The organism is Thermobacillus composti KWC4 (assembly GCF_000227705.2).
Taxonomy (GTDB): domain Bacteria; phylum Bacillota; class Bacilli; order Paenibacillales; family Paenibacillaceae; genus Thermobacillus; species Thermobacillus xylanilyticus.
In genome coordinates this window covers 2,050,075-2,071,446 of record NC_019897.1, presented here as the reverse complement: position 1 = coordinate 2,071,446, position 21,372 = coordinate 2,050,075, and the positions used below count along the sequence as shown (strand labels likewise).

Below are 21,372 nucleotides of genomic sequence, written 5' to 3'. Positions count from 1 at the left end.
GTGACCGGACTGTGATAAAATGTCTTGTATCTTTGTGCAGGCTGCAAAGCGAGAGGTGCGACATGCCGAAAGTGCTGGTGCTGAACGGACCGAACCTGAACATGCTCGGCGTCAGGGAACCCGGCATCTACGGGACGGTCACGCTGGAGTCGATCGAAGCGTCGCTGCGCGAGGCGGCGGGCAGGCTCGGCGTCGAAATCGAATGCTTCCAGTCGAACCACGAAGGCGCCCTGATCGACCGGATCCACGCGTCGTTCGGACGGGTGGACGGCATCCTGATCAATCCCGGCGCGTTGACCCACTACAGCTATGCGCTGCGCGACGCGCTCAGCGCCGTCGCGCTGCCGGTGGTCGAAGTGCATCTGTCGAACATCCACAAGCGCGAGCCGTTCCGGCACGTGTCGGTCATCGCCCCGGTCGCCGCCGGCCAGATCGCCGGCTTCGGCGCCCTCGGCTACGAGCTGGGGCTCATGGCGCTCGTCCGGGAGATCGAAGCGCGGGCCGCATCGGGCGGCGGGGGAGCGTGACGAGGATGAACACAGGCAAACGGATCGCCGCGTTTCGCGAGGCGCTCGAGGCGGCCGGCCTCGAGGCGATGCTCGTGGCTTCAGCCGTCAACCGCCGCTACCTGAGCGGCTTCACGGGAACGGCCGGCGCGCTGCTGTTCACGCCGCGCGGCCAGTATCTGCTGACCGATTTCCGCTACATGACGCAGGCGCCGGCGCAAGCGCCCGATTACCGGGTTGTGGAGCACGCGCCGGACATGATGGACACCGTGAAGGGGCTGCTCGCCGAAGCGGGCGTGAAGAAGCTCGGATTCGAGGAGCGGCAGGTGTCGTACGCCGACTGGTCCTCCTGGTCGAAGGCGCTCGCGCCGGTGGAGCTGGTGCCCGTCGACGGGCTCGCCGAGAAGCTCCGGGTCAGGAAGGACGAGGACGAGATCGCCGTGATCCGGGAAGCGGCGAAGCTCGCGGACGCGGCCTACGCGCACATCCTCCATTTCGTCCGCCCGGGCGTGACGGAGCTGGACCTCGCCGCCGAGCTGGAGTCGTTCATGCGCAAGAACGGCGCCTCCGGCCCGTCGTTCGACACGATCGTCGCCTCCGGCGAGCGCTCGGCGATGCCGCACGGCGTCGCGGGAAGCCGCAAGTTGCAGCCGGGCGAGTTCGTGACGTTCGATTTCGGCGCGTACTATCAGGGTTACTGCTCCGATCTGACGCGCACGATCGTCGTCGGCGAGCCGACCGACCGCCATCGGGAGATTTACGCCATCGTGCTCGAGGCGCAGGAACATGCCCTGGCGAACTTGAAGCCCGGCATAACGGGGCGAGAGGCGGACGCCTTGACGAGGGACATCATCGCAAGGTATGGTTATGGTGAGTTTTTCGGACACGGCACGGGTCACGGCATCGGTCTGGAGATCCATGAGGCGCCCAGGCTGTCGCAGCGCAGCGATGCGGTGCTTGTGCCCGGCATGGTCGTGACCGTCGAGCCCGGCATCTACATACCGGGATTCGGCGGCGTACGGATCGAAGACGACGTCGTCGTCACGGATACCGGGATCCGCGTGTTAACTTCATCCCCGAAAGCGTTCTTCGCGACGGGGTAGGCCAAGGCAAGGCGGGCCGGCAGCGCCGGCTCCAATGATGCAGGGAGGAAGAGAAAAAGTGATTTCAGTCAACGATTTCAGAACCGGTCTTACGATTGAAGTGGACGGTGAAATTTTCTCCGTTCTCGAATTCCAGCACGTGAAACCGGGCAAAGGCGCGGCGTTCGTCCGTTCGAAACTGAAAAATCTGCGCAACGGCAACATCGTCGAGAAAACGTTCCGCGCGGGCGAGAACGTGAACCGGGCGCAGATCGAAAACCGCGAGGTTCAATACCTGTACAACTCCGGCAACGAATATACGTTCATGGACAACGAGACGTTCGACCAGTTCACGCTGGACAAGAAGCAGCTTGAATGGGAGATCAACTTCCTGAAAGAGAACATGAACGTCCACATCGTCAGCTATCAGGGCGAAATCATCGGCATCAACCTGCCGAACAGCGTCGAGCTCAAAGTCGTCGAGACGGAGCCCGGCATCCGCGGCAACACGGCGACGGGCGCGACGAAGAACGCGAAGCTGGAGACCGGATTGAACGTTCAGGTGCCGCTTTTCATCAACGAAGGCGACGTGCTCCTGATCGACACCCGCGAAGGCAAATACATTTCCCGCGCCTGATGTGCGGAAGCATGGCCGTCCGGAACGCCGGACGGCTTTCTCATGCAGCCGGCGCGGCAAGGTGTGAAATTTTCTATACCGGACATCTGTCTTGATGCTATAATATTGACCTGTATGTGATTGATTCGGATAGGAGTGAGACAGCATTGTCGTTGATCGTAATGAAATTCGGCGGCAGTTCGGTCGGCACGCCGGATCGGATGCGGCACGTCGCCGGGCGCATCCTGGCGCGGCAGCGTGAGGGGCACGACATCGTCGTCGTCGTGTCGGCCATGGGGGATACGACGGACGACCTGATCGACCTGTCGAAGCAGCTTAATCCGAACCCGCCGGCGCGCGAGATGGATATGCTGCTGACGACCGGGGAACAAGTGTCGATCGCTTTGCTCGCCATGACGATCCGGGCGATGGGCGGCGAAGCGATGTCGCTGACCGGCTGGCAGGCCGGCATCACGACGGAGCCCGTTCACGGCAGGGCGAAGATCGCTGACATTGCGCCGGATCGGGTCCATGCCGGACTGAAGGAAGGCCGCATCGTCATCGTGGCCGGCTTCCAGGGCGTGACGGAAGCGGGCGAGATCACGACGCTCGGCCGCGGCGGCTCGGACACGACGGCCGTTGCGCTGGCCGCCGCCCTGAATGCCGATCTGTGCGAGATCTACACGGACGTCGACGGCGTATACTCGACCGACCCGCGGGTTGTCCGCAACGCCCGCAAGCTGGACGCCATCACCTACGACGAAATGCTGGAGCTCGCCCATCTCGGCGCCGCGGTGCTCCATCCGCGCGCCGTCGAATACGCGAAGCAGTACAACGTGACGCTCGTCGTCCGCTCGAGCTTCACGGACCGCGAAGGTACGCAAGTGAAGGAGGAAGCAGCGATGGAACAAGGCATTGTCGTCCGCGGCATCGCCTATGACAAAAATGTTGCCCGCATCAGCATCATGGGTGTGGAGGACGTGCCGGGCGTGCTGGCGAAAGTGTTCGGCGCCCTCGCCGACGCCGGCATCGATGTCGACATTATCGTGCAGAGCGGCGTGCAGGACGGCAAAGCCGATTTCTCGTTCACCGTCTCCGGCGATGTCGTTGACGCGGCGATGCGCGTCATCGAAGAGGTGCGGGGCGCGGTGCCCTACCGCGAAGCGACGAGCGAGAGCGGCCTCGTGAAGGTGTCGATCGTCGGCGCGGGCATGGTTTCGAATCCCGGCGTCGCGGCGCAGATGTTCCAGACGATCAGCGGCCTCGGCGTCAACATCAAAATGGTGAGCACGTCCGAGATCAAAGTATCCTGCGTCATCGACGCGGAGCCGCTGAACGATGTCGTCCGGGCGCTGCACACCGCCTACGGTCTGGACACGAACGAGCAAGCGTTTGTCGGCGGCCCGCAGGTTCGCCGCTGATCGAAAGCCGCCGAGCCGGCTGCGGCAGACGCATCCGCCTGGCGGGGCTGAGGTGAAATACACCGCATTCCGGCCAACCGTCCGCTTTTCCGAAGCGGGCGGTTTTTCTTTTTCACTTATATTACGTCACCCTGTCCGCGATGAACGTGAGCAGCTTGTACAAAATGACGGTAATGCCAGCCGCCATGAGCGGGCCGACCGGGATGCCGCGCAGGAAGACGATGCCGAGGATCGAGCCGATGACCATGCCGACGATGAGCTGCGGATCGAACCGGAGCATCTCCAGCCCCTTGCCGTTGACATAGGTGGCGAGGGCGCCGCCGAGCAGCGCGAGCCATCCCGGCCAGGACGAGAAGGCGGCGAGAATCTCCTTCCATTGAATGCGTCCCGTCGCGAACGGCACGAGCACGCTGAACGTGAGACACAACAGGCCGAGTTCGAGCCCGCGCCGCTCGAGCAGCGGGAGGTAACGGTCCAGATGGACAAGCTTGATGATGAGCAGCATGCAGGCGGCCGTCGAGATGATCGGACTTCTGCCGACGATGCCGACGATGATCAGGGCGACGAGGATGATTTCTCCGGTCACGGGCGTTCTCTCCCGAAGCCGCCTGGTTTTCTCCGACGGCCCAACCCTTGCACGGTTCACGCTGGCCATACGGCTTGTCTATCGCCGCAAAACGGACGTGTCTTCCGGAAGAATGGCGCCGGCCTTTTCGGCCTGATTGCGGCGGCTTCGTTCCATTCTATGTCCAAGCCGGCATCGGCATGCCTCCGGCACTCTGCACTCGCCGGCCAACGTCCCGCGCAGCGCTTAGTGGCGAGCCGCTGGCCGTATCCGGCACCCGAACGGCGCGATACCCGGGATCAGCACATCACATCCGTGAACCTGAACAGCGCGAAAGCCCGCCGAGCACGGTGACGAACGCCGCGTCCCGGCGCGTGACCCGGACCGGGGCCGCGCACGGCATGCGGCACGGCCGGCCATCCCGGCACAAGCACGGCGGGCATCGCGCCTGGTCAGATGACATAATCGCAGACCGCCAGTTCCCTCTGCATCATGAACGTATCGTTCCGCAGTCCCCTCCGCATCGCTTCCAGCGCCAGCACATCCCCGGGCGCGATGTTGCCGAGATGGACATTCGGCCCGGCCGCGCGGATGAGAAACACCTGCTGTTCCTTCCTCGGCGCTTCCCACATGAGCCGATCCGTGTCCGGGATCAACTTGACGATTTGTTCGAACACGGCCGGATCCGGGCGTCCGTCGCCGTCGAACACGCCGACCGTGCCGGATTCCCGGGCTTCGATCGTCACCAGCGAAGCCCCCGCGTCCCAGTCCGCCTCGGCCGCGTCGGCAAGCGCATAGGGATTGATCGCCGACCCCGCTTCCTTCTTCCCGAATTCCGCAAAGACGGTCAGCCCGCGCGCCCGTCCTTCGCGGATGAGCGCCGTCCGCTCCCTGCGGCCGAGCTCGATCGTGCCTTCCGACACTTCGATGCCGTCGAAACCGAGGGCGCAGACCGCGTCGAAAAACGCCGATGCGGCGTCATGCCGGACCGCCGTCTCCAGCAGGGTGCCGCCGGGAATGACGGTGATGCCGTTCCGCCGGGCATATCCGATTTTCCGGAGCAGCAGGTCCGTCGGATAGAGCACGGACGTGCCGAATGCCAGCTTGATGATGTCGATGTAGGCACCGGCGGCGTCGATCATGTCGCAGTAGGCATGCCAGCCGACGCCCTTGTCGATCACCATCGTCTTGCCGCCTGAACGCTTAAGGTCAAGACCGTCTGCGCTGTCAGCCCGGAGACCCGAGCGTTCGCCGACCGGGTCGAACAGCAGGGGGGACCACGCCCCTCGTGGGGTAAGTTTCATCCTCCGATTCTCCTTGCATTTCAAATTATGGGCCTATCGTTATGGGCCTATCGCCAACCTCGCGAGCAATATATGCATCCCGGCGAGGGCAGGTGCCCGGCATGCGGCGGGACGAGCCTGCATACAGTGTAGGGACCGGCCGTTTACGGTACGGTCCAACGGAGGTGGGCCACATGATCAACAAATTCGTGCTGGCGATGGCGACGCTCCGGCTCCTGTCGGGCAGCATCGAGATGCTCGCCGCGCTGCTCATGCTCAGGCTCAACCAGGTGGACAAGGCGCTCGTCGTCAATTCGTCGCTGGCGTTTGTAGGGCCGATCGTGCTGCTGACGACAACGGCGGTCGGGCTCGCCGGCCTGGCGGACAAGCTGTCGCCGTCGAAGCTGGTGTGGATTACGGCCGGCGTCACCTGTCTCCTGATCGGCATTCTCAAAAAATAGCATCTCGTCCGGCATTCCCGGACGTGCCTGGCATAATCCGCGATTCCGGCGGCATATAGATGAGACAAGTACCGCAGCGGCAAGCGGCCCTCAAAGGGGGGAGAAAGATGCTCGACGGCTTGCTGAATCTTCTGCCCGCGGAGCTTGCGTCGCTGATCCGCTCCCTGCCCGCATCCGTTCTGGGCGGGCTGGAAGAGATCCGCATCCGGCAGGGCAGGCCGCTCGAGATCGGCCATGGCGAAGGCTTCGCATTCGTAACGGCGGCCGGAACGGTCTCCGACGACCCGGCGGCCGGCTACCGGCCAACCGCGGAGCTGTGCGCCCGCCTGCTCGAGCGGATCACCAACCACTCGCTCTACGCGATGGAGGAAGAGCTGCGCCGCGGGTATGTCACGGTGCCCGGCGGCCACCGGATCGGCCTGGCGGGAAGAACGGTGCTGGAAGGCGGCTCCGTCAAGGGGCTGCGCGACATCGGCGCGTTCAACATCCGCGTCGCCCGCGACGTCCGCGGCGCCGCCGCAAGGCTCCTGCCGCACATCGCCGACCGCGCGCGCCGCAGCCTGATGTCGACGCTGATCGTCGCGCCGCCGCAGCAAGGGAAGACGACGATGCTGCGCGACATCATCCGGTCCGTCAGCTATGGCAGCTGGCCGATGCCGGAGGCGCGGGACTGGCCGGCGCGCAAGGTCGGCGTCGTCGACGAGCGGTCCGAGATCGCCGCGTGCGTCCGGGGCGTGCCGGTGTTCGACGTCGGGCCGCGCACCGACGTGCTGGACGCCTGTCCGAAGGCGGAGGGGATGATGATGCTGCTTCGTTCGATGTCGCCCGAACTGCTGGCCGCCGATGAGATCGGGCGGCCGGAGGACGCCGAAGCGATCCGCGAGGCGGCGCACGCCGGCGTGCCGGTCATCGCGACGGCGCACGCAAGCGATCTGCAGGACGCGCGCGGACGCACGGCGATCCGCCGGCTCATCGACGAGGGAACCTTCGCGGCCGTCGTCGAGCTGAGGCGCCGCGGCGCCGCAACCTCGTTCCGCGTTGTGCGGCCGATTCCGGCGGCGCGCGAGCCGACCGGGCTTGCGGGAGGCGCTGGAGCATGCTGAAGCTGGCCGGCGCCATTCTCGTGCTGCTGTCCGGCACGCTGATCGGCTTCCGCCAGGCCGCCCGGTACGCGGACCGCACGGCGCAGATCCGCCAGCTGCTCCATGTGTTGCAGCGGCTGGAGACCGAGATCGGATTCGGCCACACGCCGCTGCCGGAAGCGCTCGAGCGCGCCGCGGCGGGCGCGGCGGGACCGGTCGCCGCGCTTTTCCGCCGCACGGCGGAGCGGCTGCGCGAAGGCGGCGCCGCCGTCCGCGACGCGCTGCGCGCGGCGGTCGACGAAGGCTGGTCCCTTACCGCGATGCGCGAGCCGGAGCGGTCGGCGGTCATCCGGCTCGGCGACGCGCTCGGCATCAGCGACCGGGAGGACCAGATTCGGCATCTGCGGCTGGCGGCCGCGCTGCTGCAGGCCGAAGAAGCCGGTGCGCGGGACGAGCAGGCCCGCTACGGCAAGATGTGGAGAAGCCTTGGTTTCATGGCTGCGCTGCTTGTCGTCATTCTCATGTTGTAGCGGGAGGCCGGGCAATGAGTATCGACGTCAGCGCCATTTTCCAGATCGCGGGCATCGGCATCATCATCGCGATGATTCATACGGTGCTCAAGCAGATGGGCAAGGAAGACATGGCGCATTGGGTAACCCTGATCGGATTCGTGGTCGTGCTTTTTATGGTCGTCCGGTTGCTGAACGATCTTTTCCGGGAGATCAAGGCGATCTTTCTCTTTCAGTAGTTCCGGCAGCCGGCAAGGACGCATGGGACGGGTGAACGCGCGTGGACATCATCCAATTGGTCGGGCTCGGTTTGGTCGCAGCGGTGCTCATTCTGGTCATCCGGGAGCAGAAACCGCTGTTCGCATTCCTCCTCGCGGCGTTCACCGGACTGTACGTTTTTCTCGCGCTGGCGGGCAGGATCGAGGAGGTCATCGCCATGCTGCAGCGGCTGGCCGACCGTTCGGGCATTCCGGGCATCTATCTCGAGACGGTGCTGAAGATCATCGGCATCGCCTATATCGCCGAATTCGGCGCCCAGATCGTGCGGGACGCAGGCCAGGAAAGCGTGGCGTCGAAGATCGAGGCCGCGGGACGGGTGTTCATCCTCGTCCTGGCCATCCCCATCATCGGCGTCATCATCGAGACGGTCATCGGGATGCTGCCCGAAGGGGGGTAAGGCGCTTGCGGCTGCTGCTGCTTGCGATGCCGGTCCTCTGGCTCCTCCTTGCGGCCGGCGCGGAACCGGCGGGAGCCGCGGCGTCGGGCCAGCCGCCTCCCGCCAGCCTGCCGTCTTCGTCTTACGGGGACGGCGCGGAGACGGACGCGGACCGGACGGACGGCGGACTGTCGCGCCGGCTGACGGAGGAGCAGCTCGAGGCGATCGACACCGGCGCGATCGAAGCGTACTGGACCGAACTGATGCGCGAATACGGCGGATTTTTTCCGGATCGCGAAGTGCCGGGCTTCATGGACCTCATCATGCCGGGCGGCAAAAAGCTCGACATCGGCGCCGCGCTGACCGGAATCATCCGCTATCTGCTGCATGAGGTGATCTACAGCGGGAGGCTGATCGGCACGATCGTGCTGCTGACCGTCTTCTGCATGATTCTCGAGACCGTCCAGTCCGCGTTCGAGCGCGGCGCGGTCAGCAAGGCCGCCTACGCCGTCGCCTACATGGTGCTGCTCGTGCTGGCGGCGAACAGCTTCAATGCGGCGATCGGCTACGCCAGGGACGCGATCGGCGGGATGGTCCAGTTCATGATGGCGATGGTGCCGCTGCTGCTCACGCTGCTCGCTTCCATGGGCAATGTCGTCACCGTGACGGTGATGCATCCGCTCATCGTGTTCATGATCTACGCGGTCGGCGCCTTGATCCACACGGTCGTGTTCCCGCTGTTGTTCTTCTCGGCGGTGCTGCACATCGCCAGCTCGCTGTCGGAACGGTTCAAGGCGACCCAGCTGGCGGATCTGCTCCGCTCGATCGGCGTCGGCACCCTGGGCGCGCTGTTCACCGTCTTTCTCGGCGTCATCACGGTGCAGGGCGCGACCGGATCGGTCACGGACGGCGTGGCGCTCCGCACCGCCAAGTTCATCACCGGCAACTTCGTGCCGGTCGTCGGCCGGATGTTCTCAGACGCCGCCGACACCGTGCTCAGCGCTTCGGTCATCGTCAAGAATGCGATCGGCATCGCGGGCGTCGTCATTCTGCTGTTTCTGTGCCTGTTCCCGGCGGTGAAGATCATCGCGCTGGCCGTCATCTACCGGCTGTCGGCGGCCGTGCTGCAGCCGCTCGGATCAAGTCCGATCGTGACCTGCCTCGAGACGATCGGCAAGACGATGGTGTACGTGTTCGCCGCCGTGGCCGCGGTCGGCATGATGTTCTTCCTCGCCGTCACGATCATGCTGGCCGCGGGCAACGCGGCGCTCATGATCCGGTGAATCGGAGCGCTGAATCCGAGGGGAGGCAGGCCGCATGATGGCATGGCTGAGCGATTGGCTGAAGCAGATTCTCGCCGTCCTCCTCCTCGCCGCGATCGTCGACCTGCTCGTGCCCGGCAAGGCGTACGAGCGGTACACGAGGCTTGCGCTCGGCCTCATTGTCCTGACGGCGATGCTCGGCCCGCTGCTGAAACTGTTCCAGGAAGATCCGGAGCGGCTGCTCGGCCGGGGCTTTGCCGGATGGATCGAATCGGCGGGCGCGTCGACACGGATGCCGGGACTGGATGAGATCCGGCGCGAAGCCGATGCGCTGCGCGACCGGCAGGATCGGCAGACGGCCCGGCTTGCGGAGCAGGCGCTCGAGACATCGATCCGCGAGGCGGTGAACCGGCTGAACGGCCCGAAGGCGCGGGAAGTCAAGGCCGAGATCGCAAACGGCGCAGGCGGCGCCGAGATCGTGTCGGTCATGGTCGTGCTGGAGGCCGGGCGTGAGACGGAACAGGCTGCGGCGGAAGAAAAGGGGTCGGCCGCGGATGAAGCGGACGGCGAAGACGGGGATCGAACCGGCGGAGAAATCCGGATCGGACCGATCGAGCCCGTCGATCCGGTGGACGCCGTGCGCGTCAGCATCGGCGCAGGAGGCGCCGTCTCCGCATTCGGTTCGGAGGCCGGCGAGACCGGCGAGGCCGGTCGGGCGCCGGAGGGGCTCAAGGCGGCGCCCGCCGAAGCGGCCGCCGTCATCAAGGCGGTCGTTCACCAAGGTTGGGGGGTGGAGCCGGAACGGATAACAGTGTGGATGCCGGCCTGAGGCGGCCGGCAGGAAGCTTAGCGGGAGGGATTCCGGGTGGCGAAATGGCTGGATGGGCTTGAACGGATTGTCGGCGGAGGGCCGGACGGGGAGAAACGCGTCCGATCGCTGCGCTGGCTGCTGCTCATCGGCGGTCTGGGGGCGGCGCTTCTGCTCGTCAATTCGTTCATCTCGCTGCGCGGCGTCGAGCCGAATGAAGGCGCAGCCGGTCCGCCCCCGGAGGGCGAAGAGGTATTCCTGAGCCGCGAGCCGGCGGCCGCATCGCCGTTCGAAGCGATCGAGCAGCCGATTGAGGCAAGGCTCAAGGAGATGCTGGAGAAAATCGTGGGCGTCGGCACGGTCGATGTGCTCGTCACCGTGGATTCGACGGAAGAGATCGTGTACGAGAAGAACGGCCGGATAACGCGGCAGCAGACCGACGAGACGGACGGGCAGGGCGGAACCCGGCACATCACGCAGATCACGCAGGACGGCTCGGTCGTCCTCTACGAAGTGTCGGGCGATCAGACGCCGGTCGTCGTCAAGCGGATCCAGCCGAAAATTCGCGGCATCCTCGTCGTCGCCAAGGGCGCGGAGAACAAGACGGTCCGCGCGCTGATCATGGACGCCGTGCAGAAAGGCACCGGCGTGCCGGTCGGCCGCATCTCGGTCGTGCCGCGGAAGACGGGTTGAATACCATGCATTCACGGGGGAGGATAAGGAATCATGAACACGAGAAGGCAGACGATTTGGCTGGTATCGATGTTGAGCCTGATGGTCGTGCTGTCGGCTTATTATTTGTTCACCGAAGATCTTGACACGGGTTCGCCCGACGGCCGGCATACGGCGGCGGACGATCACGGCATCGTCGTCGACGAGGTGGAGCCGGGGAGCGAATGGGCGGCGGACGGTTCGGACGGTCTGACGGAGGAGGAAGCCGAAGTGCTCCGCCAGCTTGAAGCGCAGGGCATCGACTCGTCGGGCGGCGATTACATTGCGAAACTGCAATACGCGCGCACCGAAGCGCTTGCGGAAGAGGCGGAACGGCTGTACGGCATCATCTCGGACACGAGCCTGGATCCGGGCGAATCGTCGGCGGCGATGGAGCAGCTCAGCCGTCTGGAGGAGAAGGAGGAGAAATTGACCGGCATCGAGGAGGAACTGCAGTCCCGCTTCCCGAACGTCGTCGTAACGGAGGAGAACGACCGGTACAAGGTCGTCGTCCAGAGCGAGAAGCTGGAGACGAAGGATGCGGTCGACATCGTCGACCTCGTCATGAAGACGATGGATGTGTCGGCCGACCGGGTGTCGGTGCAATATGTGCCCTGACGGGGCATGCCCGCCGGGGTGTGGCCGGACGGCCGCCGGAGCGCGTCTCCGGCTTTTTTCTTGGACGGATAGCAGGGCAGGAAAAAGATTGTACGAGTTCCTTCAGGTTTGTGCTATAATACTTACGTTCAGTGAAGGAACCGGTGCGCGGACCGGCCAGCCGCATCCGCGTACAGACGCTTAAGGAGTGAAACGCGCTCATGTTCAAACTCAGTGAGATCAAAGAATTGATCAAACTGGTCGATTCGACTTCGGTGCAGGAACTGGAGGTCGAAAACGAAGGCTCGCGCCTGGTCATCCGCAAGCCGGGCAAGGCCGAGGTCGCCTATGTTCCGGCGCCGCAAGCCGTACCTGCGCATACACCGGCTGCCCCGGCGGCCGCCGTTTCCGCGCCGGCTCCCGAAGCCGCCGCACCCGCCGAACCGGCCAAAGCTCCGGACCGGGCGGGCAATCTGCACCAGATCGTATCCCCGATGGTCGGCACGTTCTATCGCGCGCCTTCGCCGGATGCGCCGCCGTTCGTCAATGTGGGCGACCGCGTCACGGAGAAGACCGTTGTCTGCATCCTCGAGGCGATGAAGCTGATGAATCCGCTCGAAGCCGAAGTGCGGGGCGAGATTGTCGAGGTGCTCGTCGAGAACGGGCAGCTGGTCGAATACGGACAGCCGCTGTTCCTCGTGAAGCCGGAGTGATGCCGGCGGCGGCTTACGCATCGTCGAAAGGGGTAACAACGATTGAGCTTTGATAAAATTTTGATCGCCAACCGCGGCGAGATCGCCGTCCGGATCATTCGCGCCTGCCGCGAGCTCGGCATCGGCACGGTCGCCGTCTATTCGGAGGCGGACCGCGACGCGCTCCACGTGCGGCTGGCGGACGAAGCGTACTGCATCGGGCCGACGCCGCTCAAGGACAGCTATCTGAACTTCGCGAACATCATGAGCGTCGCGACGCTGACCGGGTGCGACGCAATCCATCCGGGCTACGGTTTCCTGTCCGAGAACGCGGATTTCGCGGAAATCGTCGAGTCCTGCAATATCACCTTCATCGGCCCGCCGGCCGAAGCGATCGCCCGCATGGGCGACAAATCGGCGGCGAAGCAGACGATGAAGGAAGCGGATGTGCCGGTCATTCCCGGCTCCGACGGGCTGGTGAGCGACGTGGACGAAGCGGTCCGCATCGCCCGCGAGATCGGCTATCCGGTCATCATCAAGGCGACGGCCGGCGGCGGCGGCCGCGGCATCCGCATCGCGGAAGACGAGGAAGCGCTGATCGCCGGGATCGAGACCGCGCGCCAGGAGGCCGAGAAGGCGTTCGGCAACGGCGGCGTCTACATCGAGAAATATTTGACGGGCATGAAGCACGTCGAGATCCAGGTCATGGCCGACAAATACGGCAATGTCGTCCATCTGTTCGAGCGCGACTGCTCCGTGCAGCGCCGCCGGCAGAAGCTGATCGAAGAAGCGCCGTGCCCGGTGCTGACGCCGGAGCTCCGGGAGCGGATGGGCCAGGCGGCCGTGCGCGCCGCGAAGGCGGTCGGCTATGTCGGGGCCGGTACGCTCGAGTTTCTCCTCGGACCGGACGGGCAGTTCTATTTCATGGAGATGAACACCCGCATCCAGGTCGAGCATCCGGTGACGGAGATGATCACGGGCGTCGACCTGATCCGCGAAATGATCCGCGTCGCGGAAGGTCATCCGCTCTCGTTCACGCAGGAGGATCTTTCGATCGACGGATGGGCGATCGAATGCCGCATCAATGCGGAAGATCCGGAACGGGGCTTCATGCCGTCTCCGGGCACGCTGCAGTTCTATCTGCCGCCGGGCGGCATCGGCGTGCGCGTCGACAGCAGCGCGTATCCGGGGCTGGTCATCTCGCCCCACTATGACTCGATGATCGCCAAGCTGATCGTCTGGGCGCCGACGCGCGAGGAGGCGATTGCGCGCATGAAGCGCGCGCTGGCCGAGTTCGCGGTCGACGGCATCAAGACGACGATCCCGTTCCATCTCAGGGTGCTGAACCATCCGGTGTTCGTCCGCGGCGATTTCGATATCAAGTTCCTCGAGGAGCACGATTTGTTCGCGGACGAAACGGGTTTGTCATAATTCCCGCCGAATGTTATAGTATAGAAATAAACGCGGATAAGCCCTTGAATACACGTTTCCGGCAAATCCGGCATACACAGTGCCGGATATCCGGAAGCGTCAGAGCATGAAGCGGGAGGTGCAGCATGGAAAGCATTGCGGAAGCTGCCGAATTCGAACGCACGGAGATCGGCACGATCCAGATCGCGCCGGAGGTCATCGGGGTGATCGCGGGACTCGCGACGGTGGAAGTCAGCGGCGTTGCGGGCATGAGCGGCGGCATTGCCGGCGGCATCGCCGAGCTGCTCGGCCGGAAGAATCTGGCGAAGGGCGTCAAAGTCGAAGTCGGTCAGAAGGAAGCCGCGGTCGATGTCTCGATCGTCGTCGAATACGGTTACCGGATTCCGGAAGTCGCCTCCGAAATCCAGCGCAGCGTGAAGCGGTCGATCGAGACGATGACCGGCCTGTCGGTCGTCGAGGTGAACGTGCACATCCATGACGTGCATTTCAAGACGGCCGAGAAGACGGAGGATGAAGAGACACACCGGGTGAAGTAACGGCTTTACACGGGTTTTCCCCTCGTGGACGGCATGCCGCCCGTCGGGGGGATTTTAATTATGGGGAGAGATGACGAATTGGCCAGAGTATTGGACAAGCTGCTTCTGTTCATCTACAGTCTGATCATCCTCGCGGCTTCGTTCGCCGCGCTCGGCGCCGCTTCCGGCATCATCGAAAGTTCGGATGCGATCGCGTCGGTCCGCTCGCTGTATGACGGATGGGGCGTCCGCACGGCCGTCATCATCGTCTCCGCCGTCTCGCTGCTGATCAGCCTTCGCTTCCTCTATATTGCGCTTCGCCGCGGGGGAGGCGCCGCGCCGTCGATCGATCAGCGGACCGACTTCGGAGACATCCGCATTTCGCTCGAGACCGTCGAGAATCTGGCGCTCAAGGCGGCATCCCGCCAGCGCGGCGTACAGGATTTGCGCGCGCGCATCCGGGTCACCGACGCCGGCATCGACATTTCGATCCGCGCCGTCGTGGACGGCGACAGCCCCATTCCGTCGCTGTCGGAGGAAATCCAGCGGTCCGTCAAGGATTACGTTGAGGAAATTACCGGAATTCCCGTGGCGAATGTTGCCGTCTTTGTCGCGAACATCGTGCGGACCCAGACGTTCAAGAACCGCGTGGAATAAGAGGGGGAGTCTGCCATGTTCTGGAGGGATCTCCTGACGACGCACGGGGGACGGGCAGCCGGCGTTCTGGCCGGCGTGTTTTTCGGCATCATTTATCTGATCGCGGGCTTCTGGGATATGCTGTTTTTCGCGCTGCTCGTTTGGATCGGGTATTACATAGGCAGAATGAAAGACGAGCGGACCGGACCGGCGATTCCCTGGGATCGGCTGACCGGATGGCTGGGCGACAGGTGGCGCTGGTTCCGATAGACCCTGTGATTTCCTCCGTGCGCCGGAGGTGGCAGCCTTACGTTCGGTGCAGGGAGGAGATCATAGGTTTTTTTCGTTAAAGTCAAGGATTCGGCGCGGGTTCCAAGGCCGGGCCGTTAGCAATCGGGAGGCAGTATGAGACGAAGATTGGCGCGCGAGATCGCCGTTCAGGCGTTGTACCAGATGGAAATGAACAACGTGACCGCCGCGGACGCGGTTGCGATGATCGCGGAAGAAGCGTCGCAGGAGGACAGCGAGCTCGGCGCGGAGCGGTCCGCTCTCCGGCAGGCGGTGCCGCGGGCATTGGAGCTGGTCGAAGGCGTGACCGGCGCAAGATCCGCGATCGACGGAATGCTGCAGCAATATTTGACCGGATGGCAGATGGACAGGCTGTCCCGCGTCGACCGGCAGATTCTGCGGCTGGCCGCCTACGAGATCGTCTGGCGGGACGATGTTCCGCCCAAGGCGGCGGTGAACGAGGCGATCGAGCTGGCGAAACATTTCGGGACCGAGGATTCGGGCAAGTTCGTCAACGGTGTGCTTGGCCGGGTCCTTGACGAGCTCGACACATTGAAGCAGAACCGTCCAATTTGAAAAGGGAGTGGGAGCATGGCGGCATCCATCATTGACGGGAAGCAGATTGCAAGCGCGATTCGGGAGGAGATTCGCGCGGAGACGGAGGCGCTCAAAGCGCGCGGCATCGTGCCGGGGCTGGCGGTTGTCCTCGTCGGCGACGATCCGGCGTCGAAGGTGTACGTCGGCAACAAGGAGAAAGCGTGTCAGGCGATGGGGTTTCATTCGGAGGTGCACCGGCTGCCGGCGGAGACGCCGCAGGCCGATTTGCTTGCGCTGATCGAACGGCTGAACGGCGATCCGGCCATCCACGGCATCCTCGTGCAGCTTCCGCTGCCGAAGCATATCGACGAGAAGGCCGTCATCGACGCGATCCGGGTCGACAAGGACGTTGACGGGTTCCATCCGGTGAGCACGGGAAATCTCATGATCGGCGACGACAGTCTGCTTCCCTGCACGCCGGCCGGCTGCATCGAACTGCTCAAGCGGACGGGCATTGAAATCGCCGGCAAGCACGCGGTCGTCATCGGCCGCAGCAATATCGTCGGCAAGCCGGCGGCCATGCTGCTGCTCCGCGAGCACGCGACGGTGACGATCTGCCATTCCCGCACGGCGAATCTGGAGGAGATCGCACGGCAAGCCGACATCCTTGTCGTCGCGATCGGCAAGCCGAAGGCGATTGACGCCCGGTATGTGAAACCCGGCGCCGTCGTCCTCGACGTCGGCGTAAACCGGCTTCCGGACGGCAAGCTGGCCGGGGACGTCGATTTCGAGAGCGCGTCGGAAGTCGCCGGCTGGATTACGCCGGTGCCGGGCGGCGTCGGACCGATGACAATCACGATGCTGCTTCGCAACACGCTGACCGCGGCGAAGCGGATTCACGGAATCGGTTGATCGGCCGCGGGAACCGGGGGAGTGATCCTGTGGGAGAGGCGCGCATTTTTTCGATCCAGGAGATTACCCGATACATCCGGATGAAGCTGGAATCGGACGAACTGCTCGGCGACGTGTGGCTGCGCGGGGAGATCTCGAACTTCACCCACCATTCGAGCGGGCATATGTATTTCACGCTGAAGGACGAGGGCAGCCGGATCAAGTGCATCATGTTCGCCGCCCATAACCGGAAACTCGCTTTCATGCCGCGCGACGGGACGAAGGTGATCGCCCGCGGCAATGTTTCGGTCTACGAGCGGGACGGCAATTATCAATTTTATGTGACGCAGATGCAGCCGGACGGGATCGGGTCCCTGTATCTGGCTTTCGAGCAGCTGAAGAAGAAGCTGGAGGCCGAGGGGCTGTTCGATCCGGCGCGCAAGCGGCCGCTGCCGCGGGTGCCCCGGACGATCGGCGTCGTCACGTCGCCGACCGGCGCCGCCATCCGCGACATTCTGACGACGCTGGGCCGCCGGTATCCGCAGGCGGCGGTGACGCTCGTCCCGGTGCTCGTCCAGGGGCAGGGCGCGGCGCCGTCGATCGTCCGGGCGATCGAGCTGCTCAACCGGATCGGCGAGGCGGACGTCCTGATCGTCGGGCGCGGCGGCGGTTCGCTCGAGGAGCTGTGGGCGTTCAACGAAGAGATCGTCGCCCGCGCCATCGCGGCGTCCCGCATCCCGGTCATCTCCGCCGTCGGGCACGAGACGGATTTCACGATCGCCGATTTCGCGGCGGATCTGCGCGCCCCGACGCCGACGGCTGCGGCCGAGCTGGCGGTGCCGCACATCGCGGAGCTGCGGGAGACGCTGGAGCATCTCAGGCGGCGCATGCGCGGCGCGCTGTCGGCCTGCATCGAGTCACGCAGGCAAAGGCTCGCGCGCGTCCGGCGCTCGCCGGTGCTGCTCTATCCGCGCCGCTACCTGCTCGCGCACGCGGAGCGGCTCGACCGGGCGAGCGAGCGGCTGCGCGAGCGGATGCGGCGCCGGGCCGAGCAGAGCCGGCAGCGGCTGCTCGGCGCGCGGGGGCGCCTGGCCGCGGCGCATCCGGGCGGCCGGGTGGAGATGGCCGCCGCCCGGCGGCGCGAGGCGGAGCGCCGGCTTGCGGCCGCCATGCGGGCGGCCGTGAAGGACGGCGCGCAGCGTCTGGCGATGTCGATGCGCCAGCTCGACGCGCTCAGCCCGCTCAAGGTGATGATGCGCGGCTACAGCCTCGTCTACGACGAGCGGGAGGAGCGGCTGATCCGGTCGATCCGGGACGTGCAACCGGGCGACATGGTGAACGTGAGGCTTGCGGACGGGCGGTTGGAATGCCATATCTGGTCCATGAGAGGAGAGGACGGTTTTGGCGGAAACGGGCTTTGAGCGAACGGGCGGCGGCATGCCCGAACATGGCGGTGAATCCGGCGGCGCGCCGCAGGAGGCGTCCGTCAGCTTCGAGGAAGCGATGGAGCAGCTCGAGGCGATCGTCGCGAAGCTCGAATCGGGCGATGTGCCGCTCGAGCAGGCGATCGAGCTGTTCCAGGAAGGCATGCGGCTGTCGCAGCTCTGTGGCAGCAAGCTGGAGCAGGTGGAGCGGAAGATCGAGATGCTGATCGAGACGGAGCAGGGGCTGCAGCGCAAACCGTTCGCCCCGGAGGAATAATCGGCGGTGTGCCGCGGCGTTTTCCGCGCTCCGGGGGAAGATACGGGTTGAGATGAGGTTGAATGGAGTTCATGAGCGACATGTCTGTTGAGGCGTATATCGCGCGTTTGGCCGCCGCGGTCGAACAGGCGCTGGACAGCGCAATTCCGGTGGAATGGGATGTGCCGGGCAAGCTGCGCGAAGCGATGATGTATTCGCTGAAGGCGGGGGGCAAACGCATCCGTCCGGTGCTGGTGCTTGCTGCCGCGGAAGCGGTGAGGGGAGACGAATCGGCGGCGGAGGCGGCAATGCCGGCCGCCTGCGCCGTCGAACTGGTGCACACCTATTCGCTGATTCACGACGATCTGCCGGCGATGGACGATGACGACTTCCGCCGGGGCAAGCTGACGAACCACAAAGTGTTCGGGGAAGCGATGGCCATTCTGGCCGGAGACGCGCTGCTGACCCACGCATTCCATCTGATCGCGGAAGCGGCCCTCTCCGGAAGGCTGCCCGCCGACGCCGCGCTGGCGATCACGGCCGATCTGGCCCGGCTCGCGGGCGCATCCGGCATGGTCGGCGGCCAGGCGGCCGACATGCTCGGCGAGCAGGGCGTCACGTCGCTGGACGAGATGCGCTACATCCACCTGCACAAGACGAGCGATCTGATCACCTTCTCGCTGACGGCCGGCGGCCGGGCCGGCGGCGCCGACGCCGCGCAGATCGACGCGCTGGCGGCATTCGGCATGCGGATCGGACTGGCGTTTCAGATCCGGGACGACATCCTCGACGTCGTCGGCGACGAGCGGGTGCTCGGCAAGAAGACGAACAGCGACGCGAGGCGGCTGAAGGTCACCTATCCGTACCTGATCGGCCTGGATGCCAGCCGGGCAGAGGTCGAGCGGCTGACGCGCGAGGCGAAGGAGGTCCTGCTGGACGCCAGCCTGCGCAAGCCCGATCTGCTGCTCGGCATTGCCGAATATTTGGTGAGCCGCGACCGTTGATGAAGGCGCCGTCCGCCTGCGGCCCAAGCGGCAGGCCGGCCTTCCGTCGAGTGCCGTCGCGATCCGGTTATGGTATAATGGCCCTAAATGCACATGATTTGAAATTGATTTCTCGTTGTGAAACGCGGGCATTTGACAGCCCGGAAGGCGATCGATGCTCGACGGACCGGCTCACGGTCCGGCGGCTGAACCGGCATGCCGGGAGCTGTTCTGTCAGACGAAAGCGAGGTTTACGCATGCTGCTCGAACATATCCGGGGACCGGAAGATCTGAAGGCGCTGCCGGTCGACCAGCTCGACGAGCTGGCGGCGGAAGTGCGGCAGTTTCTGATCGAGAAACTGTCCGTCACCGGCGGCCACCTGGCGTCGAATCTCGGCGTGGTGGAGCTGACGCTCGCATTGCATTATGTTTTCGACAGCCCGAAGGACAAGCTGATCTTCGACGTCGGACACCAAGCGTATGTGCACAAGATGATCACCGGCCGGATGCACCGGTTCGATACGCTGCGCCAGTACAAAGGGCTGTGCGGTTTCGTGAAGCGCGCGGAGAGCGAGCACGACGTCTGGGAAGCCGGACACAGCAGCACGTCGCTGTCGGGCGCCATGGGCATGGCGCTTGCCCGCGATCTGAAGGGCGAAAGCCATCAGGTCGTGGCGATCATCGGCGACGGCGCGCTGACCGGCGGCATGGCGCTCGAGGCGCTGAACCATATCGGCCACGAGAAGAAAGATCTGATCGTCATCCTGAATGACAACGAGATGTCGATCGCGCCGAACGTCGGCGCATTGCACAATTATCTCGGCCGGATCCGCTCGGACCGCCATTATCTGAAAGCCAAGGAAGAGCTGCAGCAGCTGCTGAACCGGATCCCGGCGATCGGCGGCAAGCTCGCGAAGACGGCCGAGCGGCTGAAGGACAGCCTGAAGTATATGGTCGTGCCGGGCATGTGGTTCGAGGAGCTCGGCTACACGTATCTCGGCCCCGTGGACGGGCATGACATCCGCAAGCTGCTCGAAGCGCTCCAGCAGGCGAAATCGGTCGGAGGGCCGGTGCTCGTTCATGTGCTCACCGTGAAGGGGAAGGGGTACGAGCCGGCCGAAGCGGATTCGCACAAATGGCACGGCATCACGCCGTACAAAATCGAGTCCGGCCAGGTGCTGAAGGCGGTCGGTCCGCCGACTTATACGGACGTGTTCGGGGAAGCGCTGGTGGAACTGGCGGAGCGCGATCCTCGCATCGTCGCGGTAACGCCGGCGATGCCCGGAGGGTCGGGGCTGCTGAAGTTCGCGGAACGGTTCCCGGACCGGATGTTCGACGTCGGCATCGCCGAGCAGCATGCGGCGACGATGTGCGCCGCGCTCGCGCTGGAAGGGATGAAGCCGGTCTTCGCCGTCTATTCGACGTTCCTGCAGCGGGCGTACGACCAGGTCGTGCACGATATTTGCCGCCACAACGCGAACGTGATCTTCGCCATCGACCGGGCCGGACTGGTCGGTCCGGACGGCGAGACGCATCAGGGCGTGTTCGACGTGGCGTTTCTGCGCCATATCCCGAACATGATGCTCATGATGCCGAAGGACGAAAATGAGCTCAGGCGCATGCTCCGCACGGCCGTCGATTACGACGGCGGCCCGATTGCGGTCCGCTATCCAAGGGCCGCGGGAGTCGGCGTGAGCCTCGACTCCGATCCGCAGCCGCTTCCGATCGGCGAGTGGGAGACGGTCCGCGAGGGCGACGGGGCGGTCGTGCTCGCCTGCGGCCCGATGGTCGGCCTTGCGATGGAGGCGGCGGAGCAGCTCAAGCGGGACGGCATGCAGCTGCGCGTCGTGAACGCCCGGTTCCTGAAGCCGCTTGACGAGACGATGCTGCTCGCCCTCGCCGGCGATGGGCTGCCCGTCATCGTGCTCGAGGAAGGCGCGGTGCACGGCGGACTGGGCGGCGCGGTGCTGGAATTCTATGCGCTGCGCGGCATCGATCATATGCGGGTGAGGCTGATCGGCGTGCCGGACCGGTTCATCGAGCACGGTTCGATCAAGGAGCAGCGCGCGGAGATCGGACTGACCGTCGAACGGATTGTAACGGAAGCGAAACAGCTGCGGGCCCGGCCGGGCAGGCGCGCAAGCGTCATCCGCAGCTGACG

Annotated in this window: 26 protein-coding genes; 24 read left to right on the top strand and 2 right to left on the bottom strand. The window is 64.8% G+C overall.

Features of this window, described 5'->3' with window-relative positions; all coding sequences use genetic code 11:
• Window positions 1-62: 62 nt before the first annotated feature.
• From aroQ to THECO_RS09690, 4 genes are all read left to right on the top strand, one after another.
• Complete coding sequence (gene aroQ, locus THECO_RS09705) at window positions 63-527, top strand: type II 3-dehydroquinate dehydratase (protein WP_015254861.1); 465 nt, start codon at window positions 63-65, stop codon at window positions 525-527.
• A 5-nt stretch (window positions 528-532) separates the two neighbouring features.
• Window positions 533-1,609: a M24 family metallopeptidase gene (locus THECO_RS09700; protein WP_015254860.1), complete on the top strand. Its 1,077-nt coding sequence runs from the start codon at window positions 533-535 to the stop codon at window positions 1,607-1,609.
• Window positions 1,610-1,667: 58 nt separating this feature from the next.
• The gene (efp, locus tag THECO_RS09695; RefSeq protein ID WP_015254859.1) at window positions 1,668-2,225 is read left to right on the top strand and encodes an elongation factor P; all 558 of its coding nucleotides are present in this window, start codon (window positions 1,668-1,670) and stop codon (window positions 2,223-2,225) included.
• 146 nt (window positions 2,226-2,371) lie between these two features.
• Window positions 2,372-3,625, top strand: a complete 1,254-nt coding sequence (locus THECO_RS09690) for an aspartate kinase (protein WP_015254858.1) — start codon at window positions 2,372-2,374, stop codon at window positions 3,623-3,625.
• A gap of 121 nt (window positions 3,626-3,746) precedes the next feature.
• Here the strand turns inward: THECO_RS09690 and THECO_RS09685 are convergent, their stop codons facing one another.
• On the bottom strand, window positions 3,747-4,211 hold the full coding sequence (locus THECO_RS09685) for a DUF441 domain-containing protein (RefSeq protein ID WP_015254857.1): 465 nt from the start codon (window positions 4,209-4,211) through the stop codon (window positions 3,747-3,749).
• 431 nt (window positions 4,212-4,642) lie between these two features.
• Window positions 4,643-5,494 carry a phosphosulfolactate synthase gene (gene comA, locus THECO_RS09680; RefSeq protein ID WP_015254856.1) on the bottom strand — a complete coding sequence of 284 codons (852 nt, stop codon included), beginning with the start codon at window positions 5,492-5,494 and terminating at the stop codon, window positions 4,643-4,645.
• A gap of 173 nt (window positions 5,495-5,667) precedes the next feature.
• Between comA and THECO_RS09675 the strand changes: the two genes are divergently transcribed.
• From THECO_RS09675 to dxs, 20 genes are all read left to right on the top strand, one after another.
• Window positions 5,668-5,934 carry a YqhV family protein gene (locus tag THECO_RS09675; protein WP_015254855.1) on the top strand — a complete coding sequence of 89 codons (267 nt, stop codon included), beginning with the start codon at window positions 5,668-5,670 and terminating at the stop codon, window positions 5,932-5,934.
• 107 nt (window positions 5,935-6,041) lie between these two features.
• Window positions 6,042-7,037: a stage III sporulation protein AA gene (gene spoIIIAA, locus THECO_RS09670; RefSeq protein ID WP_015254854.1), complete on the top strand. Its 996-nt coding sequence runs from the start codon at window positions 6,042-6,044 to the stop codon at window positions 7,035-7,037.
• Window positions 7,031-7,546 (top strand): stage III sporulation protein SpoIIIAB, encoded by a 516-nt coding sequence (gene spoIIIAB / locus THECO_RS09665; protein WP_015254853.1) that lies wholly within the window; start codon window positions 7,031-7,033, stop codon window positions 7,544-7,546. Before spoIIIAA ends, spoIIIAB begins: the two co-directional genes overlap by 7 nt.
• A gap of 14 nt (window positions 7,547-7,560) precedes the next feature.
• Window positions 7,561-7,764: a stage III sporulation protein AC gene (spoIIIAC, locus tag THECO_RS09660; protein ID WP_015254852.1), complete on the top strand. Its 204-nt coding sequence runs from the start codon at window positions 7,561-7,563 to the stop codon at window positions 7,762-7,764.
• A gap of 41 nt (window positions 7,765-7,805) precedes the next feature.
• On the top strand, window positions 7,806-8,201 hold the full coding sequence (spoIIIAD, locus tag THECO_RS09655) for a stage III sporulation protein AD (protein ID WP_041853870.1): 396 nt from the start codon (window positions 7,806-7,808) through the stop codon (window positions 8,199-8,201).
• A 5-nt stretch (window positions 8,202-8,206) separates the two neighbouring features.
• Window positions 8,207-9,463 carry a stage III sporulation protein AE gene (spoIIIAE, locus tag THECO_RS09650; RefSeq protein ID WP_015254850.1) on the top strand — a complete coding sequence of 419 codons (1,257 nt, stop codon included), beginning with the start codon at window positions 8,207-8,209 and terminating at the stop codon, window positions 9,461-9,463.
• A 34-nt stretch (window positions 9,464-9,497) separates the two neighbouring features.
• On the top strand, window positions 9,498-10,271 hold the full coding sequence (locus tag THECO_RS09645) for a stage III sporulation protein AF (RefSeq protein WP_015254849.1): 774 nt from the start codon (window positions 9,498-9,500) through the stop codon (window positions 10,269-10,271).
• Window positions 10,272-10,307: 36 nt separating this feature from the next.
• The gene (gene spoIIIAG / locus THECO_RS09640; protein WP_015254848.1) at window positions 10,308-10,943 is read left to right on the top strand and encodes a stage III sporulation protein AG; all 636 of its coding nucleotides are present in this window, start codon (window positions 10,308-10,310) and stop codon (window positions 10,941-10,943) included.
• Between the two features lie 33 nt (window positions 10,944-10,976).
• Window positions 10,977-11,579, top strand: coding sequence for a SpoIIIAH-like family protein (locus tag THECO_RS09635; protein ID WP_015254847.1), 603 nt, complete (start codon window positions 10,977-10,979; stop codon window positions 11,577-11,579).
• A gap of 200 nt (window positions 11,580-11,779) precedes the next feature.
• Entirely contained in the window at window positions 11,780-12,271 is a 492-nt protein-coding gene (gene accB / locus THECO_RS09630) for an acetyl-CoA carboxylase biotin carboxyl carrier protein (RefSeq protein ID WP_015254846.1), read from the top strand.
• A gap of 42 nt (window positions 12,272-12,313) precedes the next feature.
• Window positions 12,314-13,681 (top strand): acetyl-CoA carboxylase biotin carboxylase subunit, encoded by a 1,368-nt coding sequence (gene accC / locus THECO_RS09625; protein WP_015254845.1) that lies wholly within the window; start codon window positions 12,314-12,316, stop codon window positions 13,679-13,681.
• A gap of 125 nt (window positions 13,682-13,806) precedes the next feature.
• A complete protein-coding gene (locus THECO_RS09620) occupies window positions 13,807-14,217 on the top strand; it encodes an Asp23/Gls24 family envelope stress response protein (RefSeq protein WP_015254844.1) in 411 nt (136 codons plus the stop codon).
• Window positions 14,218-14,295: 78 nt separating this feature from the next.
• A complete protein-coding gene (gene amaP, locus THECO_RS09615; protein WP_015254843.1) occupies window positions 14,296-14,853 on the top strand; it encodes an alkaline shock response membrane anchor protein AmaP in 558 nt (185 codons plus the stop codon).
• 15 nt (window positions 14,854-14,868) lie between these two features.
• Complete coding sequence (locus THECO_RS09610) at window positions 14,869-15,102, top strand: DUF2273 domain-containing protein (RefSeq protein ID WP_015254842.1); 234 nt, start codon at window positions 14,869-14,871, stop codon at window positions 15,100-15,102.
• A gap of 135 nt (window positions 15,103-15,237) precedes the next feature.
• Window positions 15,238-15,696, top strand: coding sequence for a transcription antitermination factor NusB (gene nusB / locus THECO_RS09605; protein ID WP_015254841.1), 459 nt, complete (start codon window positions 15,238-15,240; stop codon window positions 15,694-15,696).
• Window positions 15,697-15,711: 15 nt separating this feature from the next.
• Window positions 15,712-16,569, top strand: coding sequence for a bifunctional methylenetetrahydrofolate dehydrogenase/methenyltetrahydrofolate cyclohydrolase FolD (folD, locus tag THECO_RS09600; protein ID WP_015254840.1), 858 nt, complete (start codon window positions 15,712-15,714; stop codon window positions 16,567-16,569).
• Between the two features lie 29 nt (window positions 16,570-16,598).
• Entirely contained in the window at window positions 16,599-17,969 is a 1,371-nt protein-coding gene (gene xseA, locus THECO_RS09595) for an exodeoxyribonuclease VII large subunit (RefSeq protein WP_015254839.1), read from the top strand.
• A 16-nt stretch (window positions 17,970-17,985) separates the two neighbouring features.
• A complete protein-coding gene (xseB, locus tag THECO_RS09590; RefSeq protein WP_052835980.1) occupies window positions 17,986-18,249 on the top strand; it encodes an exodeoxyribonuclease VII small subunit in 264 nt (87 codons plus the stop codon).
• 71 nt (window positions 18,250-18,320) lie between these two features.
• Window positions 18,321-19,232 carry a polyprenyl synthetase family protein gene (locus THECO_RS09585; protein ID WP_041854354.1) on the top strand — a complete coding sequence of 304 codons (912 nt, stop codon included), beginning with the start codon at window positions 18,321-18,323 and terminating at the stop codon, window positions 19,230-19,232.
• Between the two features lie 236 nt (window positions 19,233-19,468).
• A complete protein-coding gene (gene dxs, locus THECO_RS09580; protein WP_015254836.1) occupies window positions 19,469-21,370 on the top strand; it encodes a 1-deoxy-D-xylulose-5-phosphate synthase in 1,902 nt (633 codons plus the stop codon).
• The last annotated feature ends 2 nt before the right edge of the window (window positions 21,371-21,372 follow it).

Bases quoted from the DNA above. Each gene is read 5' to 3' on its own strand.
- aroQ (WP_015254861.1), top strand. From the start codon at position 63: ATGCCGAAAGTGCTGGTGCTGAACGGACCGAACCTGAACATGCTCGGC.
- THECO_RS09700 (WP_015254860.1), top strand. From the start codon at position 533: ATGAACACAGGCAAACGGATCGCCGCGTTTCGCGAGGCGCTCGAGGCG.
- comA (WP_015254856.1), bottom strand. From the start codon at position 5,494: ATGAAACTTACCCCACGAGGGGCGTGGTCCCCCCTGCTGTTCGACCCG.
- THECO_RS09675 (WP_015254855.1), top strand. From the start codon at position 5,668: ATGATCAACAAATTCGTGCTGGCGATGGCGACGCTCCGGCTCCTGTCG.
- spoIIIAA (WP_015254854.1), top strand. From the start codon at position 6,042: ATGCTCGACGGCTTGCTGAATCTTCTGCCCGCGGAGCTTGCGTCGCTG.
- spoIIIAB (WP_015254853.1), top strand. From the start codon at position 7,031: ATGCTGAAGCTGGCCGGCGCCATTCTCGTGCTGCTGTCCGGCACGCTG.
- spoIIIAC (WP_015254852.1), top strand. From the start codon at position 7,561: ATGAGTATCGACGTCAGCGCCATTTTCCAGATCGCGGGCATCGGCATC.
- THECO_RS09645 (WP_015254849.1), top strand. From the start codon at position 9,498: ATGATGGCATGGCTGAGCGATTGGCTGAAGCAGATTCTCGCCGTCCTC.
- THECO_RS09635 (WP_015254847.1), top strand. From the start codon at position 10,977: ATGAACACGAGAAGGCAGACGATTTGGCTGGTATCGATGTTGAGCCTG.
- accB (WP_015254846.1), top strand. From the start codon at position 11,780: ATGTTCAAACTCAGTGAGATCAAAGAATTGATCAAACTGGTCGATTCG.
- THECO_RS09620 (WP_015254844.1), top strand. From the start codon at position 13,807: ATGGAAAGCATTGCGGAAGCTGCCGAATTCGAACGCACGGAGATCGGC.
- THECO_RS09610 (WP_015254842.1), top strand. From the start codon at position 14,869: ATGTTCTGGAGGGATCTCCTGACGACGCACGGGGGACGGGCAGCCGGC.
- nusB (WP_015254841.1), top strand. From the start codon at position 15,238: ATGAGACGAAGATTGGCGCGCGAGATCGCCGTTCAGGCGTTGTACCAG.
- folD (WP_015254840.1), top strand. From the start codon at position 15,712: ATGGCGGCATCCATCATTGACGGGAAGCAGATTGCAAGCGCGATTCGG.
- xseB (WP_052835980.1), top strand. From the start codon at position 17,986: ATGCCCGAACATGGCGGTGAATCCGGCGGCGCGCCGCAGGAGGCGTCC.
- THECO_RS09585 (WP_041854354.1), top strand. From the start codon at position 18,321: ATGAGCGACATGTCTGTTGAGGCGTATATCGCGCGTTTGGCCGCCGCG.
- dxs (WP_015254836.1), top strand. From the start codon at position 19,469: ATGCTGCTCGAACATATCCGGGGACCGGAAGATCTGAAGGCGCTGCCG.